The sequence below is a fragment of the Staphylococcus lugdunensis genome (assembly GCF_001558775.1).
GTDB lineage: Bacteria > Bacillota > Bacilli > Staphylococcales > Staphylococcaceae > Staphylococcus > Staphylococcus lugdunensis.
In genome coordinates this window covers 838,110-858,318 of record NZ_CP014022.1, presented here as the reverse complement: position 1 = coordinate 858,318, position 20,209 = coordinate 838,110, and the positions used below count along the sequence as shown (strand labels likewise).

Annotated in this window: 14 protein-coding genes; 13 read left to right on the top strand and 1 reads right to left on the bottom strand. The window is 33.3% G+C overall.

All coding sequences use genetic code 11. From position 1 onward, the window contains the following. The first annotated feature begins 77 nt into the window (after positions 1-77). The gene (locus AL499_RS04010) at positions 78-404 is read left to right on the top strand and encodes a YuzD family protein (protein ID WP_002459578.1); all 327 of its coding nucleotides are present in this window, start codon (positions 78-80) and stop codon (positions 402-404) included. Between the two features lie 171 nt (positions 405-575). On the opposite strand, the gene AL499_RS04005 is transcribed toward AL499_RS04010, so the two are convergent. Beyond that, positions 576-1,640, bottom strand: a complete 1,065-nt coding sequence (locus AL499_RS04005; protein WP_002492328.1) for an NAD(P)/FAD-dependent oxidoreductase — start codon at positions 1,638-1,640, stop codon at positions 576-578. 324 nt (positions 1,641-1,964) lie between these two features. Here AL499_RS04005 and AL499_RS04000 point away from each other — a divergent pair, with 324 nt between their 5' ends. The 12 genes from AL499_RS04000 to AL499_RS03945 all read left to right on the top strand — a co-directional run bounded on the left by AL499_RS04000 (position 1,965) and on the right by AL499_RS03945 (position 20,206). Beyond that, a complete protein-coding gene (locus AL499_RS04000) occupies positions 1,965-2,201 on the top strand; it encodes a YuzB family protein (protein WP_002459576.1) in 237 nt (78 codons plus the stop codon). Between the two features lie 12 nt (positions 2,202-2,213). Then, positions 2,214-2,573, top strand: a complete 360-nt coding sequence (locus AL499_RS03995; protein ID WP_037540859.1) for a HesB/IscA family protein — start codon at positions 2,214-2,216, stop codon at positions 2,571-2,573. 239 nt (positions 2,574-2,812) lie between these two features. Then, positions 2,813-3,544, top strand: coding sequence for a thioesterase II family protein (locus tag AL499_RS03990; RefSeq protein ID WP_002459574.1), 732 nt, complete (start codon positions 2,813-2,815; stop codon positions 3,542-3,544). Then, positions 3,534-4,232 (top strand): 4'-phosphopantetheinyl transferase family protein, encoded by a 699-nt coding sequence (locus AL499_RS03985; protein WP_002478464.1) that lies wholly within the window; start codon positions 3,534-3,536, stop codon positions 4,230-4,232. The genes AL499_RS03990 and AL499_RS03985 overlap by 11 nt, the downstream gene beginning before the upstream one ends. Further along, positions 4,229-5,812, top strand: a complete 1,584-nt coding sequence (locus AL499_RS03980) for a (2,3-dihydroxybenzoyl)adenylate synthase (protein WP_002491927.1) — start codon at positions 4,229-4,231, stop codon at positions 5,810-5,812. Before AL499_RS03985 ends, AL499_RS03980 begins: the two co-directional genes overlap by 4 nt. Positions 5,813-5,840: 28 nt before the next feature. Continuing rightward, entirely contained in the window at positions 5,841-11,864 is a 6,024-nt protein-coding gene (locus AL499_RS03975; protein WP_002491938.1) for a non-ribosomal peptide synthetase, read from the top strand. A 2-nt stretch (positions 11,865-11,866) separates the two neighbouring features. Next, positions 11,867-13,975, top strand: coding sequence for a bifunctional Gfo/Idh/MocA family oxidoreductase/class I SAM-dependent methyltransferase (locus AL499_RS03970; protein WP_002491934.1), 2,109 nt, complete (start codon positions 11,867-11,869; stop codon positions 13,973-13,975). A gap of 2 nt (positions 13,976-13,977) precedes the next feature. Then, on the top strand, positions 13,978-14,670 hold the full coding sequence (locus AL499_RS03965) for a VOC family protein (protein WP_002491932.1): 693 nt from the start codon (positions 13,978-13,980) through the stop codon (positions 14,668-14,670). A gap of 5 nt (positions 14,671-14,675) precedes the next feature. After that, positions 14,676-17,429 (top strand): condensation domain-containing protein, encoded by a 2,754-nt coding sequence (locus tag AL499_RS03960; RefSeq protein WP_002491939.1) that lies wholly within the window; start codon positions 14,676-14,678, stop codon positions 17,427-17,429. A 16-nt stretch (positions 17,430-17,445) separates the two neighbouring features. After that, entirely contained in the window at positions 17,446-18,024 is a 579-nt protein-coding gene (locus AL499_RS03955) for an MptD family putative ECF transporter S component (protein ID WP_002491936.1), read from the top strand. Further along, positions 18,021-18,746, top strand: coding sequence for an energy-coupling factor transporter transmembrane component T (locus AL499_RS03950; RefSeq protein ID WP_002478458.1), 726 nt, complete (start codon positions 18,021-18,023; stop codon positions 18,744-18,746). Before AL499_RS03955 ends, AL499_RS03950 begins: the two co-directional genes overlap by 4 nt. After that, entirely contained in the window at positions 18,746-20,206 is a 1,461-nt protein-coding gene (locus AL499_RS03945; RefSeq protein WP_002491928.1) for an ABC transporter ATP-binding protein, read from the top strand. Before AL499_RS03950 ends, AL499_RS03945 begins: the two co-directional genes overlap by 1 nt. The last annotated feature ends 3 nt before the right edge of the window (positions 20,207-20,209 follow it).

The following is a 20,209-nucleotide window of genomic DNA, read 5'->3' as shown; positions in this document are numbered from 1 at the left end:
ACTTCATATTTAGATTGTTATTCTATTATAATGGATAGTGAAAGAAAAATCTATCAACTCAACGGGGGATTTTTTATATGACAAAGGTGAGTGTTGTCGTTTATGGGGCAGATGTGGTATGCGCAAGTTGTGTCAATGCGCCAACATCTAAAAATACGTATGAATGGTTACAACCATTATTAAAAAGAAAATATCCACAAATTGACTTTCAATTCACATATATCGATTTTGAACACCAAACAGAAAATTTAACGGATCATGATGTGCAATTTATTGAACAATTGCAAGAGGATGAATTATTTTATCCTCTTGTGACGATGAATGATGCGTATGTAGCTGATGGCTATATACAAACAAAACAAGTCACAAATTTTGTAGATAATCATATTATGGATACAAAATAATATGTAGGGAGCGGGACAGCATTCATTATGAATCCTTAGTCTCGCTCCCATATGGTTGACAGGATTGAAAATACGTTGATATCAAGCATTTTCAATCCTGTCAGTTACTGTCAATATAGAGTTCGTAACCTAAAATATAATGATGTCCAAGACTTTATATTGAACCGTTTATTAACCATTATGGTATTTGTAGAGCCATAAGACACCTGATTTTAAAATAGCAGCAAGACGTCCGGTCACGGTACGATCCATGATATAGGCGAAGCCTTGCTTTTCACCTAAAGAACCAAGGAAACCTTGTACTTTTAATTCTGGCATTTTATCTGGAAGCGCTTCGTTTGCCCATTGTTTTTTTAAGACATCGGCTATTTGATCGCCTTGAAGTTCTGCAAGTTGTGCACTTGGTGCGTGAGGTAAATCTGCACAGTCACCAACTACAAATACATTCGTATATGTAGGAATTTGATGATATTGATTTACAATCACGCGACCACTGCGATTAATATCTATCGGTAAATTTCTGACAATCTCAACAGGTTGGATACCAGCCGTCCATACTACTAAGTCGACGTCTTCAGGCTGTCCATTATTATATATTTTACCGGGTTCAACACCATCAATTGTCGAATTTGGTACCACCGTTACATCGTGCTTTTTGAACCAAGTTGCAATATAATTGCTTAGTTTTTCCGGGAAATTTCTTAAAATACGTTCTCCACGGTCATATAAGATAATCTGAATGTCTTTTCGACTTTCTCTCAATTCGCTTGCTAACTCAATCCCGCTTAAGCCTGCACCAACGATACCAACTTTGGAACCAGCAGGCAGTTCGCTGATTTTATGAAATGTTTCACGAGCTTTAGATAATGTTTGGATACTATACGTATAGTCGTCAGCGCCAGGAACATTATGATATTTATCTTCACAGCCAAGTCCAATCACTAATTCATCGTAATCGACTTTTGTTTGACCGACCGAAATGATTTGGTCATCTAAGTTAATATCTGTAATTTCCCCATAAATGGTATTAATCCGCTCTGATTCTGGAAAATTCATGCGAACATCTGTATCAGACTTTGTGCCGGCTGCCAATGCATAAAATTCTGGCTTAAGGCCATGATAAGGCATGCGGTCGACTAACGTTAATGTGTAGTCAGCCGGTAATGCATTTGGTAAAATGTGCGACATAATACGCATATTACCGTAGCCGCCACCTAGTAATACTAAATTTTTCATAAATATACCCCTTTGATATGAAATCATTGTCACACATCACTCATATTTTCTTAAACTGATGTTATATTAATTGAGTGAAAAACTGTGTAAACTGCATTTACGATAACAAAACATCAATTTCCCCAAAAAATTGAAGTATTTTTATTTATGTGCTTATTATATCTTGTTTTTTTGATGACTACAAACAAATTTACGACTGGGCACAATCATATTGTAAACGTTTTATTGGAGTGCATATAAAAATCAAGATAATGAGCTGGCCGTATGCATATAGAAAGTATATTTGCTATAATAATATGACTAAAATGATTGAGAGGGTGTACTATGAATCCAATCGTGGAATTTTGTATTTCCAATATGGCACGTGGTGGACAATATGTATACGATCAACTTGAAGAGGACCCTGATGTCGATGTGTTAGAATATGGTTGTCTACAAAATTGTGGTATCTGTTCATCCGGGTTGTATGCATTGGTTAATGGTGATATTGTTGAAGGTGAAACGCCAACTGAGTTATTAAATAATATATATAAACATATAGAAGAAACATGGATTTTTTAGGAGGTCATGATGATGAGTACTGTAACTTTAACAGAAGCTGCTGCTTATGAAGTCAAAGATATGTTGAAAAGTAATGATATGGAAGACGGTTATTTAAAAATTAAAGTTAATGGTGGTGGATGTACTGGTTTAACGTATGGTATGTCTGCAGAAGAAACAGCAGGGGATAACGACGAAGTGTTAGAGTTCTATGGTTTAAAAGTACTCGTAGATAAAGATGATGCGCCGGTGTTAAAAGGGACAACAATCGATTTTAAACAGTCACTCATGGGTGGTGGTTTCCAAATCGATAATCCTAATGCGATTGCATCTTGTGGCTGTGGCAGTTCATTTAAAACAGCCAAAGTTTCAGGTACACCAGAAGAATGTTAATCACGTGTAGTTAAATATAAATTGAATTAAATATGTTAGAAAACCTTATGAGTCTCTCATAGGGTTTTTTTGTTTTCCCAAAAAAGAGTATAAAAAATAAAAATTATATAGAATTTTTTGGGAAACAATAAATTTTGCGTTAAATATCAATCAACATTGATAATCATTATCAATTAATGTAAGATAAAAGTGTAAATATCATTTTAAATCATAAAATAACTATAGGAGGAAAAAGGTATTTGGCAAATTATCTAATAAATCATGAAAAAGATAGAGATGAAGCGTTGATATTATTTCCCTTCGCAGGTGGGGGGGCGAATATTTATCGACATTGGAGTGATTATTTTCCGGCAACCAATGTAATGCGAGTGCTTTATCCAGGCAGAGAAAGTCGGTTTAGCGAAACGCCCATTTCCGAAATTAGTGAGTTAGTTCAAGAAATTTATGATGAATTAGTCCAAACATTTAATTTTGAACAAGACTATTATTTATTTGGCCATAGTATGGGAACTAAAATTGTTTATGAACTTGCATTAAAAATTAAACATAGCGGTTTAAATAATCCTAAGGCAGTGATTATTTCAGCGGGTAGAGCACCGTGTTTTAAAGAACCTGATCCTATATATCATCTTGATGATGCAGGTTTTAAACAGGGCTTGCAAGACTATGGTGGTACACCTAAAGAAGTATTAGAAAATGATGATTTAATCAAAATGTTTTTACCGATGCTAAGAGCCGACTTTGTCATTGATGAAGAATACCAAGATATGAATAAAGAACCCTTAGATAGTCCTATTTTGGCGTTGATGGGTACCTCAGATGAACAAATGACGCTAGAAGAGTTACTAGAATGGGAGCAATACACAACCAAATCATTTAGATGGGAATATGTAGAGGGTGGACATATGTTTATTAACGGTAATTCCGAAGAAGCCATCAATAAGATAAAGGCATATTTAAATGAAATATAAAATATATGAGCTAAATGATAACATGCACAATTTATCACAACGCATCATGCAACATTTGTTAAATGGTTATTCGGTGATTGTTATTGGTAGGACTGACAGAGTTAACAAGTGCGGTAATCAATCCAGTTTTTTAACAAAATCACAGCTTGCTAAACTAAAAAATTTAAAAAGAAAAAGCGACAAAGTGAATTATATTTATAGTCATGCACTTGTGAATTTGTTTTATCAATATCTATTGACGTGTGAGTTAACTGACTTGGTCTATCAATACACAAGCTACAAAAAGCCTTATATAGAAAATGCTTATAATATTCGCTTTAATATTTCGCATACTGAAGGTTGCTGTGTGGTTGCGTTTTCAATGGTTGATATTGGTGTAGATGTTGAAAATATAACAAGACAAATTGACTTCAAAGATATTATTGACTGTTATTTTAATGTGCACGAAGCGTTATATATTAGCGATAATCCGTATCATTTCTTTCAGTGTTGGGTTGCCAAGGAAGCATATTTAAAATGTATTGGTACAGGTTTGATGGAAGGATTGGATTATGTAGAAGTTCAAAAACGTTCAGGCAATCATTTTATAATATACAACAATAAAGATACAACAAAATCCATTGTGAGAATGGAAGATATAGATTCAAAATTTATTTTAGGTATTTCAATGATGGAGGTTCCAAAATGAAAAGGACAAAGAGAGAACAACTAGAAATATTTTATGATGAACAAGTTTGGGATCATCAAACACTAGATGAATTTATCCAAGAAAAAGTAAGACAGTACCCAGAAAAGATTGCACTTATAGATCGTGAGTTTGAATTTACATATCAAGAAATGTATGACGAGATAAATCATTTTGCGTATAAATTTTATCAGGATGGCATTAAACCGGACGATAAAGTGTTAATCCAGTTACCAAACTGCTTCGAATTTATTTTCGTCTTATTCGCATTATTTAAAATAGGAGCGATACCTGTATTAGCTTTAGCGACACATCGAAAAGTTGAGATCAAAGGTGTTTTGGAAGCGTCTGGTGCGGTAGCATATATAGCTAAAGATAAGTATTTAGGCTTTTCATATTCACAGCTGATTAATGAAATAGAAGGTGAACTAGGTTGTCAGATTAATCAATATATTCTTGGAAATTCCAAGCAATATAAAAATTTTTATTCCGCAAATCGTAATGATTATGACTATCGCTATTCAGAGGAATTAATCAAGCCATCTTATAATAATACTGCATTATTGTTACTTTCAGGCGGTACGACAGGTATACCTAAACTTATACCTCGTAGACATTGTGACTATATTTATGTTGCCAAACAATGTGCACAAAGATGTGGCTTAGATGAACATTCGACTTACTTAGTTGCTTTGCCTATCGCACATAATTTTCCTTTAGGTTGTCCAGGAATCATTGGAACATTAGCGGTCGGTGGCGCAATAGTGATTTGTAGTGTTACGAGCCCTGATGAAATTTTCCCGTTGATAGATGAACAAGATATTACTCATTTAGCGTTTGTACCATCATTGGCGAAAATGTGTCTTGACTATCAAAAAGACAACGATGAAGATGATATCAGTTCTCTCAAATTAATTCAGGTGGGAGGTGCATTATTAGATTCATTTACTGCGCAAAAAATTGAAGAACAATTTGAGTGTAAATTACAACAAGTATACGGTATTGCAGAAGGATTAATTTGTATGACTGATAAGCAAGATGGCAATGAAGTCACTTATCACACACAAGGGACACCTATTTCTGAATATGACGAAATTAAAATATTAGATGATAGTGGAAAAGAAGTGCAGCAAGGTGAATATGGCGAGCTTTACGTCAGAGGCCCCTATACAATATATAACTATGAACATGCGCCACACATAAAATGTGTAGATGATGACATGTATTTTATGACAGGAGATAAAGTGAAGCAACAACCTGATGGAAACTTTAAAGTTGTTGGGCGTATCAAAGAGATGATTAATAAATCAGGTGAGAAAATTTTACCTAATGAATTAGAAGATGTCATTTTAGGCCATCCTAATGTTGACGAAGTCAAAGTAATAGGAGTACCAGATGAGGTTGTAGGTGAGAAAATTTGTGTCTGCATTAAAGAGGATACAAATATCAATCTTAATGAACTGAGAAATTATCTACAACAACAAGGTATAGCAAATTTTAAATTGCCCGATTTAATAAAAAAAGTACCCGTATGGCCTTTAACTACATTTGGGAAAATTGATGTTAATAGATTAAAAGAATGAGTTAAATAAGACATGGAGGTTTATAGTAATGGAAGTGCTTTTTTCGAAAGATAAAATAAAACAGCTTATTAAGTCTTGGTTAACTGAAAAAACAAATCTTACACACATTGATGCGCACGAAAATCTTATTAATTTAGGCGTTCATTCAATAGATATCATGGCATTAGTCAGTAAATTGCGACGAGAAGGTTTAAGGATAAAATTTTCTCAATTAATAGAAAAACCTACATTTAGCCAGTGGATGTTACTTGTTGACAACAGTAAATTTAAAAAGAAAAAAAGTACTGTTCATCATTCAATAGAAGCGGTTGATAACTATCAGCCATTTCCATTAACAGATGTACAAAGTGCGTATTTAATTGGTAGAGAACAGGATCAAGTGTTGGGTGGCGTTGGCTGTCATGCATACTTTGAAATTATAGGGCATCAAGTGGATATAGAAAAATTAAATCAAGCATGGAATGAGCTACAACGTATTCACCCTATGTTACGCTGCCGATTTATTGATAACCATCAACAACAATTTCTGAAAGAACCAATCAAAAAACGCATCGATATAATCGAATTAGATAACTTAGATGAAACGCAACTATCAGTGGAATTAGCAAAATATAGAACAGAACTATCCCACAAAAAATTAGATGTTTATCGTGGAGAAGTGGCAAGCTTAACTGCTTTTATATTGCCACAGCAAAAGGTGCAAATAAGTTTAAATATCGATTTATTGGTAGCAGATGTTTTAAGTATCAGTATGATCATAAAACAATTAGCGCATTTATATCATGGTCATACTGTAAGTGAAGAACAAATCACGTTTAAGACATATTTGGAACAAAAGCAGATAGATGATGAACAAGTAGAACAAGATAAAACATTTTGGTCACACAAAATAGATGAATTGCAGTTGAATCCTATTCAATTACCCATTTTAAAAAAGCCAGAATTGGTAGAACAGGTAAAAGTATCAAGACATAAAAGAATAATTGAAAATAAGGTATGGGAAAAAATTAAAGAGAACGCAAAGCGATTTGACACAACGCCATCTATTGTTTTACTTACATGCTATATGTTGACACTAGAGAAATGGAGCAATCAAGAAGGCTTTTATGTCAATATTCCGTTGTTTAATAGAGAAAGTGATACAAAAGATGTAACGCATATAGTAGCAGATTTTACAAATCTGTTATTAGTTGAACATATACCTCATAAAAATGAACGGTTTGCGAATACGTTACAAAGAGTAAAGCAAACGTTTATTGAGAATGTATCCCATTCTGATTATAGCGGTGTACAAGTACAACGTGATGTTTCAAAAAAATATGGAGAAAGTATAAATATCGCCCCAGTCGTATTCGCATGTAATATTGATTATGAACTTGAAAACGATGAGACAAGACAAACATTTGGAGAAATATCGTATATGGTTTCTCAAACACCAGGCGTGTGGTTAGATTTTCAATCTTATCTTGTTAAAGGCGACTTGCATTTATGCTGGGACAAGGTGGATGATTTGCTAACAGATACAACGGTTGATGCGATGTTAGATGACTATCGTCGTTTGCTCGCATCATTAACAGATGTTGATAATTGGAATAAGACGAACGACATATTAAGCGAATATGTGGAAGACATACAGCTATCAGACTTGAAACAACCTAATGCAATGCTATATGAAGGTTTCGTGCGAAATTATCAGCAGACACCAGACAATATTGCATTAATAGCTTCAGATGATGGTAAACGTATGACTTACGGTGAATTGTTTGACAAAGCCATGTCCGTTAAACAGATGTTAGAAGATATTGGCGTAAAGCCCCATGATTATGTGGGGATAACATTACCTAGAGGAATCGACCAAGTGGTGTCAATTCTCGGTGTGTTATTTGCCGGCGCTGCTTATGTACCGATTGGTATTCAGCAACCTAGTGATCGGAGAGACAAGATTTATAAGCAGGTAGGGATAGATGTCATTATTAGCAATACCAAATATATTGAGTCATGTTCATTAAGAAGTAGTCATAAAAAAATGATTGATGCTAATTTAACTACAAAGCCAAAAGATTGCAAGATTAAGTCTGTTAGTGCAAATAGCTCTGCATATGTCATTATGACGTCGGGTTCAACAGGTGTACCTAAGGGTGTTGAAATTACCCATAATAATGCAATGAATACAATACTTGATATTAATTGTAAGTATCATATCACCAATGAAGATACATTATTGATGGTGTCATCAATAGACTTTGATTTATCTGTTTACGACATATTTGGGATATTAGATGCAGGTGGCACGCTAATCCTCACAACCGAAGAGAATTTTAAAGATGCTAATAAATGGCTAGAAATCATTCATAAATATAATGTGACAGTTTGGGATTCTGTGCCTATTCTGTTTGATATGCTTGTTACCATGGCAGAAGGTAAAAATGAACATCTTCCTTTAAGTAAAGTATTACTGTCAGGAGATTGGATAGATTTAAACTTGCCACAGCGGTTTTACGAACGTTCAATGTCAGATAGTTTAGTCGTTGCGATGGGCGGTGCAACGGAAGCATCCATTTGGTCTAACCATATCGATGTTCCACATCAACTTCCTATTGACTGGATTTCGATACCATATGGAACAGCACTCAAAGGGCAAATGTATAAAGTAGTAGATAAATTTGATAGAGTATGCCCTAATAATGTAGTTGGAGAATTACATATTGGTGGACTTGGCGTGGCTAAAGGTTATATTGGTGACCAACAGCTAACTGAAGAAAAATTCTACTATGATAACAATCATGTTAAGTGGTATCGAACAGGTGACCAAGGTCGTATTTGGAATGATGGCACGATTGAATTTTTAGGTAGAATTGATAATCAAGTAAAAATCAAAGGGCATAGAATTGAAATCGGTGAAATTGAAAAAGCAATCTCAAACGCTATAGACATTAGTAAAGTGAAGGTTATTAAAACTAATAATGCACTTTCAGCATTTATTATTCCTAAAAGTCATACAACCATCTTAAATGATGAAAATGGTATTAAAGATATACCTCAAACATTATCTAGAATGAATAACATGATCTATCACGTATTAATGAAAATGTTTGAGAATTTAAATGCATTAGATAGCTTAAATTATCGTTCGTTTGAGACTATTTTAACAACATTAAACGTTCATAAAAAGTACGAGTCTATAGTGAACAAATGGCTAAATAGACTTATAGCTAAAGGCTATATTAATGAACAAGATGGCAAATACAAGCGTACATCTAAAGTAGATAATGCTTATCAATACCCTGATGAAAACAAATCCATCATCAAATTTTTAAATAAATTAGAAAAATATTTACCTAAACTGATTACTGGAGAACTGAATCCTATTGAGCTGTTCTATCAGCAAGAACCAGAGTTAGCACCATCTAAACTTGCAGAACTAATGCCTTGGAATATGGCGATACAAGACTATTTGTTCAAAACTATCCAAGAATTAAACAATCAATCGATAAATGTCTTAGAGTTTGAGACAAGAAACAGTGCATTAAGCAGTGACCTTGTGCATCAAATCAATCATAAAGGCAAAGATTACCATTATTTAGATGAATCAAAATTATTAAATCGGGAGTATATTGATCATGACATTGGAATCGAAGTAAAAAACGACTTTGAGCAGCTAAAAGATCACCATTATGATGTGATTATTGCTGTTAACGCGCTTCATAGAAGTTTTAATATACAACAGCAGTTGATGAAACTTAAATCTAAGTTGAAACCAGATGGACATATAATTATTGTTGAACCTAATCTAAGTTTATTTATTGAACAAATTACGGTTGATATATTAAATGCTTATATTGGTGATTATAAGGGGAAATTAACTAGACGAGATTGGCAAAACATGTTTACTGAAAATAACTTTGATTGTCAGCGTATACAACAAGTTGGTAATGATAGGGTTTATGCTAATATTTATTGCATTTCTCCAACTGATATAACATCTGAATATATTACATCTCAACTGACGCATATTATACCGAATTATATGATTCCAGCGCATATTTATTTCTTAAATGTATTTCCATTAAATAAAAATGGTAAAATTGATCAAAAAAAATTAAGTCAGTTAGCTCGTAAACAAAGAAACAGTGATTCCAGCGTTAAAGCTGACAACTTAACTCATATGGAACAAAAGATACTAAATATATGGCGTGCAGAGTTTAACGATAACACTATTAACAGCGATTCAAATTTTTATAACATTGGTGGCGATTCACTAATTGCTACACATATAGCTAAAGAAATAGAAACCGCATTTCATATAAATTTTACTATTAAAGATGCCATGGAAAACACAACAATCAAAGCGCAGGCTGCACAAGTTGAGAAGAATAAGAACCAAGCGCATACAGATGAAACCATCGAATTTCAAACTAATCCAGCAAAAGAAAATGAACCGTTTTCCTTAACTGATGTTCAATATTCTTACTTCATAGGCAGGAAAAAAGAATTAAGCCACCATAATGTATCGACGCATTGCTATTTCGAAATTAATGCTACGAATATTGAATTAGAACGACTAGAAAGAGTATGGAACAAGCTAATCCATAGCCACGGCATGATGCGAGCAATAATTACTGATGATGGCTTACAGCAAATATTAAGCGAAGTGCCATATTATAAATTTAAAACGAACCATCTTGAAAATAAAAATTCACAACAGCAACAAAGTTCGTTGTTGGAAATTAGAAATAGATTGTCTCATCAAGTATTAGATATCAATCAATGGCCCATTTTTAATATTGAAGTATCTATTTTATCTGACAGAGAAGTTAGACTGCATATTAGTTTCGACAATTTGATCTTTGATGGTTGGAGTATGTTTACATTGCTAAGTCAATGGAATCAGCTGTATCTTAACAAAGATATAAGCCAACAACTTACAGCGTTAAACTTTAGAGATTATGTATGCTACCTAAATCAACTTAAACAAACAGAGCAATACACCAAAGATAGAGACTATTGGTTAAAACGAGTCGGACACTTTTTAACAGCACCAGAAATACCAACAATGGCTGTATCAAATGATGATGCAAATCAGTTTACAAGAAGAACATATCATGTTGATAAACAAAGTTGGCAAAAGTTAAAAGAAATAGCTAAAGGCATAGAGTTGACGCCAACCTCACTCTTGATCGGTATATATGCTGAAGCGATTAGGAAAGTCAGTCATAACGATAATTTTTCACTTAATATTACGCAATTTAATAGGTTGCCAGTACATCCTAATATTGAACATGTCATAGGTGATTTCACTACATTAACTTTATTAGAAATTAAACATTATGGCAGCACAACATTGTTAGATCGCTTTAAATATGTTCAGAAACAGCTCGTCAAAGATTTAGAACATCATCTGTATTCCGGTGTTGAATTTCAACGAGATTTAAGAAAATATTGTGAAATTAATGACTATATACTCATGCCGTTTGTATTTACAAGTGGTCTAGGTATACATGCACTTAATAGCCAAAACTTACTAGGAGAAATTGTTTACAATATTAGTCAAACGCCTCAGGTTTGGTTAGACAATCAAGTGATTGAACGAGATGGTGGTTTAGACATTTATTGGGATAGTGTAGATCACCGCATAGGTACAGACAACCTTGATAAAATGTTTGATTATTTTATTAAGATGATACTTGAGATTGCGCATAATAAAAATGTTCTAAATCATGAATTAAACGTAAGTGATAGATATGAAGATACTTATTTTACAAAAATAGATTCCGTTTTAGAAAATGATAATCAACTCGAAGTAAGTAGTTTCATAGACGATGTTAAAGATATTTTAACGGATATTGTTAAACAAGAGGTTTCTAACAGTAATAGCAGATTTTTTGAAATTGGTGGTGATTCTCTTAAAGCGATAGAACTTACCAATAAAATTAGAAACCAATTTAACGTTGAACTCGAACTATCCTTTATATTTACAAATCCTACTGTCGCTGATATTGCAGCTAAAATAGAAGGCTCACAACATATTAATCGTGATGAAGGGGTGTTGTAAATATGAAAAATTGTATTATATGTGGCAGTAGATTTGGTCAATTTTATATAGAGGCGATACGTAAACATGATGATATAAATATTTGTGGGTTGTTAGCAAATGGTAGTCAACGCTCTGTCGACTGTGCTGAATTTTATCAGTTAAATTTATATACGCATATCGATGAGATTCCGAGTCATATTGATTTTGCATGTGTAGCAATTAAATCAGAAGTTCAAGGTGGTCAAGGCAATATTATTGCCAAAAAGCTATTACAAAAAGGGATAGATGTCATATTTGAACAACCTATTTCTGAGAGGGAATATGCGGAGTTATATGGGGTCGCTCGAAAAAATCAACGTTATTTTGCAATTTGCAATTTATATAGTAGATTGCCATCAGTACAAAATTTTATCGAAAATTATCAAATCATAAAAAAGGAACAAGATGTTAAATATATCAATTTCGAATTTGCAACACAGTTATCTTATCCAGTGGCAGAAATACTATGTAAATTATTACCAGCGTTTGTAAATGAACCCCTCCCTGAAAAATTAAATAATGATGGACCGTATCATTTACTTTCGACTAATTTAAATGGTATTCAATTAAATTTAAGTGCGTACAATGAAGTTCGTGATGATATTGACCAATTTATGCGACAGTTATTCAATATAAAAATAGGATTTCAAGGTGGCGAACTAGCATTAACCGATCCGCACGGTAATGTGCAGTGGAGAGAATATATTCATTTTCCAAAAGAACACTTGTTGCCTTATAAATTAAAAGATCATCCACCACTTGGCATGCAAAAAAATAACATAGAAACGATATATTCAAGCTATGAACAAACACAGCAATTAATATTTACAGAACTTTGGACTCGGATGATTTTTGAAGAAATAAATTTATATTTAAACCAAGAATATTACAGTAAAAAATGCTTTAATTCCAAGGCACAGAGCCACATCAATCATGCCATGGCTTGGAAAAAACTTATGCAAGCATTTGGTTATCCACAAAAGACAGAAAATGATTTTTATGCGTACTTTGATGTCAGTCAGTTCAAATATGACATTGCGTCTGATGATGATATAAGTGGTCAACTGCATAGATTAGAACGTGTATGTGCGCTCACCATGCTTTATGTATTAGGTAAGTATTTAGATAAGAAACAGTCTTATATGATAGATGACATATTTGAAAGATTAGAAGTACATCCTAACAATAAAGACATTATGAGCAGATGGTTGAATTATTTAGTAGATCATTTTTATGTAATTAAAACTATGGATGATGCATATATTTTTGATTATCAAACGCTTACTAAAGATAACGTGCAACATGAATGGAATCATCTTGAGCAGCAATGGATAACATCTATTATGCCAAAGAAAATCTTCCAATATTTTAAAGCACACTTTGAGCATATTGAAGCTATCGTTAGAGGAGATAAACCAGTTAATTTAATTTTATTTGAACATGGAGATATTGACATTGCCAATGCGTTGTATCGCCATACAGCGATTGCACGCTATATTAACACACAAATTGCTTTATACGTTCAAACATGCGCAGAACATAGAAGGCTCAATATATTAGAATTAGGCGCTGGTACAGGTGCAACTACGACGTGCATTTTGAAACAAATCGGGCAGATATTTACGGGGTCGTATCTCTTTACGGATATTTCGCAGTATTTTATCTCGTTGGCAAAAAAACAATTTGTTGATAAAACCTTTATGCGATATCAACTTCTAAATATAGATAACCTTCATCATAGCAAATTAAATGCTTATCAGCCTATAGACATTGTGATCGCAGTGGGTGTTATTAATAACGCGAAGAACTTGAACAGATTACTTAAGGCTGTGCATCAGATTTTAACTAAAGGAGGCAAACTTATCATCGGTGAAGCTTATGGTGAATCGGCACCTATGTTAATTTCTCAAGCATTTATGATGACCGAGCCAACTGATATTAGAAAAAGTAAAAATACAACCTTTCTCACGCTAGATGAATGGTATGAACTATTTAATCAGACGGGATTTAAACTATTAGATAAAAAACCACAACAAAGCGATGAATTAGCATCATTTAAGCAAGTATTATTTATTTTAGAAAAGAGGTAATTATGTATAAAATTGGCCACTTACAATATAAAGTGAAAAATCTTGCACAAGCGATGGAAGCGTTCAAACAGCTAGGGTTTGAAATTGAAAGAGGCGGTGAAAAATCTAAAAATGCATTTATTTGGTTCAATGAGGGTCCCTATATTGAACTTATAGAAATGAATCGCACATTAATGCCATTTGCTTATATTTTTAGATGGATTTATGGCCGTGCAATGAAAGCGCGATGGAAAAAATGGTGTTGTAGTCAGCAAGGATTTATAGATTTTGCCATTGAAGCTCAAAAAGCTAGCTTAAGGTCTATTGCGCACTTTTCAAAAAACAAAACAATATTAAATCAATTTGAAATCAAAGGGAGAAAGGTGATTACGTGGTATAGAAAAAATTTAAAAAACGAAAAGATAGCATTTAGTTATTATCCAATTCTACCTGTAACATTACCGTTTGTGGTTTCAGATTATAGTACGCCACAGAGGCCTTCAAGTACAATTCATTCGAATCAATTCACAGAAATTGATAAGGTTATCTTCGTGTGTCAACCACAAGATTATCAATTGATGTGCCAATTGGTTTGTCATGATGACAAACTTCAATTAAAACAAGGAAATATTACAGAAATTGATAAAGTTATTTTGAAAAATAATCAAAATGAAACGTATCAATTATCTAATAAAATTACCTTAGAAAGGATGTGATAAAGGTGAATTTAGAGCAGCAACTCATTGAGTTATATAAGCAAGGTATAACGCTGTGGACGAAAAACGGTCAATTACATTATAAAAGTAAAAATGCAAAAATAAATGAAAAAATATTAGCATTTTTGAAGCAAAACAAACAGGATATTTTAAAGCTTTTATTAAAACATAGTGACGTTAATTATTATCAAAGTGCAACACGCTTTCCCTTAAAAGACATTCAAAGTGCCTATCTAATAGGGCAACAAAGCAAATTTGGAGATGTATCAAGTCATGTCTATTTTGAAGTCAAATTTCCTAAATTAGACATAGAGCGAGCTAATCAATTATGGAATAAACTCATAAAGAAACATCAAGCTTTGAGGACGATTATTGACTCATGGGAGACACAAACGATATTGTCAGGTGACTTAGATTATAAATTATTAGTAAATAATGAAAATGGTGACAGTCATTTAATACGAGAACAACTTCAAGATAAACAATATGATCCAGCAACATGGCCATTATTTGATATAGGTATTACGCAACGACATGAGCAATCCATACTGCACCTATCGTTTGATTTTTTAATTTTAGATTGGACAAGTATTTGGATATTACTTAAAGCGTTTGAAAGTGCCTATTTTAATGAAAATGACGTTATTGATACATCTCAAGACTACGAGCTAAAAGATATATATATGCAAAGCGAATTAACTAAGGCAAGCTCTAAATATTTGGTTGATCAGCAATATTGGTTAAATAAGTTGCCACATTTAGGACAATATCCACAATTACCAATTACTATTGATAATGCCAAAGATTTATTTGTAAGAAATTCATTTGTAGTCAATCGTCAGTCATGGTTAAATTTAAAAACATTTGCACAACAGCATGGATTAACGCCAAATACACTTGTACTAACCGCATTTGCTTGTGTTGTCAATAAGTGGATCGATCAACAGACATTTGTAGTCAATTTAACGACGATGAACCGTAATGAAACATATAAAGATATTGATCATATTGTCGGTGATTTCACCTCTACGAACTTATTATCAATCAATGTTGATGAAAATAGTTCGTTTTTGGAAAACGCTTCAAAGATTCAAGCTACACTATTAGAGGACTTACAGCATAACACTTTTACCGGTGTTGATTTAATTAGAGAGATTAGAAAAACAAATTCAAATCGTCTGTATCCTATTGTTTTTACAAGTTCATTAGGGACTGGAGATATGCACTTTGAGCATTTGAAAATTGGGGATGAAGGCTTAAGTCAATCGCCACAAGTGTTTATGGATTGTCAAATCATGGAAATTAACGGTAAGTTAAACGTTAATATTGATACGAGACAAGGTATTTTTAAAGAAGCATTTATCAATAGGTTTATTATGGATTTAGAACACATGCTCATGAATTATACAACTAGTGAAAGTTTAACTAAGGCACTTAGCTTTTGGTATGACACTGAAAGAAAAACAAGTGCGTATCAGCAAATCATGTCACAACAGCAAGACGTCAAACAAATAGATAATAAAACATCTGATGTTCAAGCAGATTTAGTACCCGAATCTTTAAAGCAAGAAATCATCGACCATTGTCAGTCGATATTACAAGTCAATTCACTATCTTATGATGACAATTTTTATAACTTTGGTGCGGATTCACTAGTATTAGCACGACTTTCTACTCAAGTGGTTGAATCGTGTAAATCACATGATTATGAAATCATCAATTTTGATGGTTTATTACGAAAATTATTAGCCGAACCCACGATTAATATGCTATTCAATGCAATTAATACCAAAATTGCTGAAGTAGAAAATGTGAAGGAGTCGGAAAGTAATCAATCAATCGGGAAGTTGACATTCTTTAAAAAGGAAGGTACGACACTAAAAATACTATTTCATGCTGGTTTAGGAACGATGAATTGTTTGCGTTATTTAATCGATGATTTAAAAGCTATTGATCGCGATGCACTGGCAGGAATTACCATTAACAATCAAGAGCAATATTGTCATATCAATCGTCAAAATCTTGTTAAAAAAATTAGTGAATCCTATGCTGAAATGATTAGTGAAACGGATTATGAATCGATTCATCTTGTAGGATATTGTTCGGGCGGATTGGTGGCGTTAGAAACTGCTAATATTTTAACACTACAAGGCATTGACGTAGAACATGTGACGTTAATTGATACATCGATATCACCTATATCTCAAATAGATGACATCGTGTCAGAAATGGCATATATACAAAATCATTTTATAACAATCTCTGATGTCATTCCTGATATTGAATACAATAAATTAACTCAGAGTATTAAAGAAATGTATAGCAACATAGAACAAGACAAACAATATCATTTATTAGATTTCCTGGAAAATAAATATGGGGAATCAGATCAATTAGTTACACAATTAAAACATTTTTTTGAACGCAAAACATTTGATGAACGATTTAAGATTTATGCGAATGTAATAGAGGAAACAAATGGAGAAACTATTAATGAAGCATTTTTAATGTCTTCTTATCAAGTTCAAATGGCAAGTTGGGAATCCGCACATATGGTGCCCACGACTTACATTGGGGATGTTACGTATTTAAATGCGCAACAAAAAGAAAATAGTTCTTTATTGCCAGCACAAGATAATGATCAATGGGAACAATATTGCATAGGTAATTTTGAACAAAAAAATATTCCAGGTAATCATTACGATTGCGTAGAAGATAAAGATAATGCCACAGCAATAGCAAATTTAATAGCTCATTAGTAAAGGAGTCATTTTTATGAAACAGTTAAACGTTAAAGATTTAATTACAGTAGGTATTTTTACAGCCATTTATTTGGTCGTCTTTTTTGTTACTTTTATGCTAGGTTATATACCGTTTTTAATTCCATTTTTAGGATTAATTTGTCCAATCGTTTGTGGTATACCGTTTATTTTATATGTGATGAAAATTGAAAAGTTTGGGATGTTAACACTAACTGGATTTATATTAGGGCTAGCTTTTACCATCATGGGAAGTGGACTAATTATGATTCCAGCTGGATTGATTTGTGGATTGCTTGGTGATTTGATTATGAAACAAGGTGATTACAAAGCTTGGAATAATATTGCATGGGGTTATGCGGTCTTTTCATTGTGGATGATGGGCTTTGTGTTGCGTATGTTTTTAGCTAGAGAGGCGTATTTTAAAGAGTTAGAACAATCTTATGGGCATGAATATGTGCAAACATTAGCATCTATAACGCCATTATGGACGTTACCAATTATGTTTGTTTTAACAATCGTTGGTGGGCTCTTAGGTGCTTGGTTAGGTAAGAAAATGTTTAGTAAACATTTTAAAAAGGCGGGGCTTATGTGAGTAAAATAAGTTCTTTATTTAAAGATGATAGAACACGGTTAGCACAATTAGACCCTCGAACTAAGATTTTACTGACAATTACTGTGAGCACTATTCTTATTTCAAGTGGTAGTTCACAAAGTATCTTACGTATTACGATTACGTTATGTTCATTGAGCTTGTTACTTTCTATATATAAATACTTAGCTTTTTTAAAGTTTACAATGTTGTTCGTGATACTGATGCTTTTACAAGCTTATGTTGTGCCGTATACACATGGTATGCTGCAGTTTATCTTGTTGGCTTGCGTAGGCATATTTATGAATATGTTGCCTGGTTTCATTGTAGGTTATTTTACATTATATTCAACTAAAGTGAGCGAATTTATAGCCGCTATGGAAAAAATAAAAATGCCACGCAACGTTATTATTCCAATCACTGTTATTTTTCGCTTTTTTCCAACGATTTCAGAAGAGTATAGGAATATTAATCATGCCATGAAAATGCGCGGTATTACGTTAAGACGACATATTTTTAAAAATTTAGAGTATCGTCTCATTCCACTGATTATATCAGTCGTACAAATTGGCAATGATTTATCCTTTGCTGCAATGACACGTGGCATTGATGCACCACACGCAAGGACAAATATATGTACAGTCAAATTTAAGTGGTTAGATATGGTGTTCTTTATTGTTATGTTGGCATTGTGGGTGAATTATTATAAGGAGAAATTAAGTTGATGATTAAATTTGACAACGTATCTTTTACTTATGCTGAAGCAACACATCCAGCACTAAAGCAGTTATCTTTAGAAATCAAACAAGGTGAAGTTGCTATATTTTGTGGGAAGTCAGGCAGCGGTAAATCAACCATAGCAAAATTGATTAATGGCTTAATACCAAAGGTTCAAACGGGTGACATTGAAGGAGACATTTATCTTAATCAACAATCGATGGCTGAATTATCCATGTATGAAATTTCGACCATGGTAGGCAGCGTATTTCAAAATCCTAAAACACAATTCTATAACGTGGATACAACCAGTGAACTGGCTTTTAACCTGGAAAATCAAGGTGTTCCACCAGCTACAATCATGCAGAAAATTGAACAAACCATGAATTATTTTGAGTTAACACATTTATTACAGCGGAATATCTTTGAGTTGTCTGGAGGCGAAAAGCAGATGATTGCATGTGCTTCCGTGCTAATTAGTAAGCCAGAAATCGTCGTCTTGGATGAGCCTTCTTCCAATTTAGATATGTATAGTATTAAAAAGCTTCAGCAGATGATACGTTATTTGAAGCAACAAGGGACGACGGTAATCATTATAGATCATCGTCTCGATTATGCGCTTGATTTGGCTGACAATATCTATTATATCGATAGCGGACAATTGCAACAGTGTTTTACGGTGAATGATTTTCGTGCGCTCGAACAACAACAGTATGAAACAATGGGATTAAGATATCAAGCCTGCCCAATAAAAAACGATATGCCTCATAACGATAATCAACCGTCAATACACATTAAAGATTTCAGCTATGGTTACAACAAATGGAGACAAACTAAACAACTAAATATTGCAGATTTCAGCATACCTGAACATGAAATGATTGCCATAATTGGTGATAATGGTAGTGGAAAGTCCACCTTTGCACGTTGTTTTTGTGGTTTAGCAAAGGGATTCAAAGGAAGTGTCTCATGGCAACAATGTCATGCAAAAAGGAAACAATTATTAAAGCATAGCTATATGGTATTTCAAGATGTCAACACACAATTGTTTACAGAAAGTGTTGACCAAGAAATGAAACTACTCAATCAAGATATAGAAGAAACACATGTTAATGCTATTTTGAAACACATGAATTTATTGGCTAAAAAAGAGGCGCATCCACGCTCATTGTCTGGTGGTGAAAAGCAACGTGTTGCAATAGCGACCGCGCTTATCAGCAATAAAGATTTTATTATTTTTGATGAGCCAACGTCAGGTTTAGATTTATATCACATGAAGCAAGTCGCACAGAATATTCAGACGGTCCATGCACAAGGTAAGCGCGTTTTTATTATCACGCATGATTATGCTTTAATTTTAGAATTATGCAGTTATGTCATGCATTTTGCAGCTGGACAAGTCATAGATCATTATCCATTAGATCATGCAGGTCATGATAAATTGGCATCATATTTCCAAGTATCATGAGGT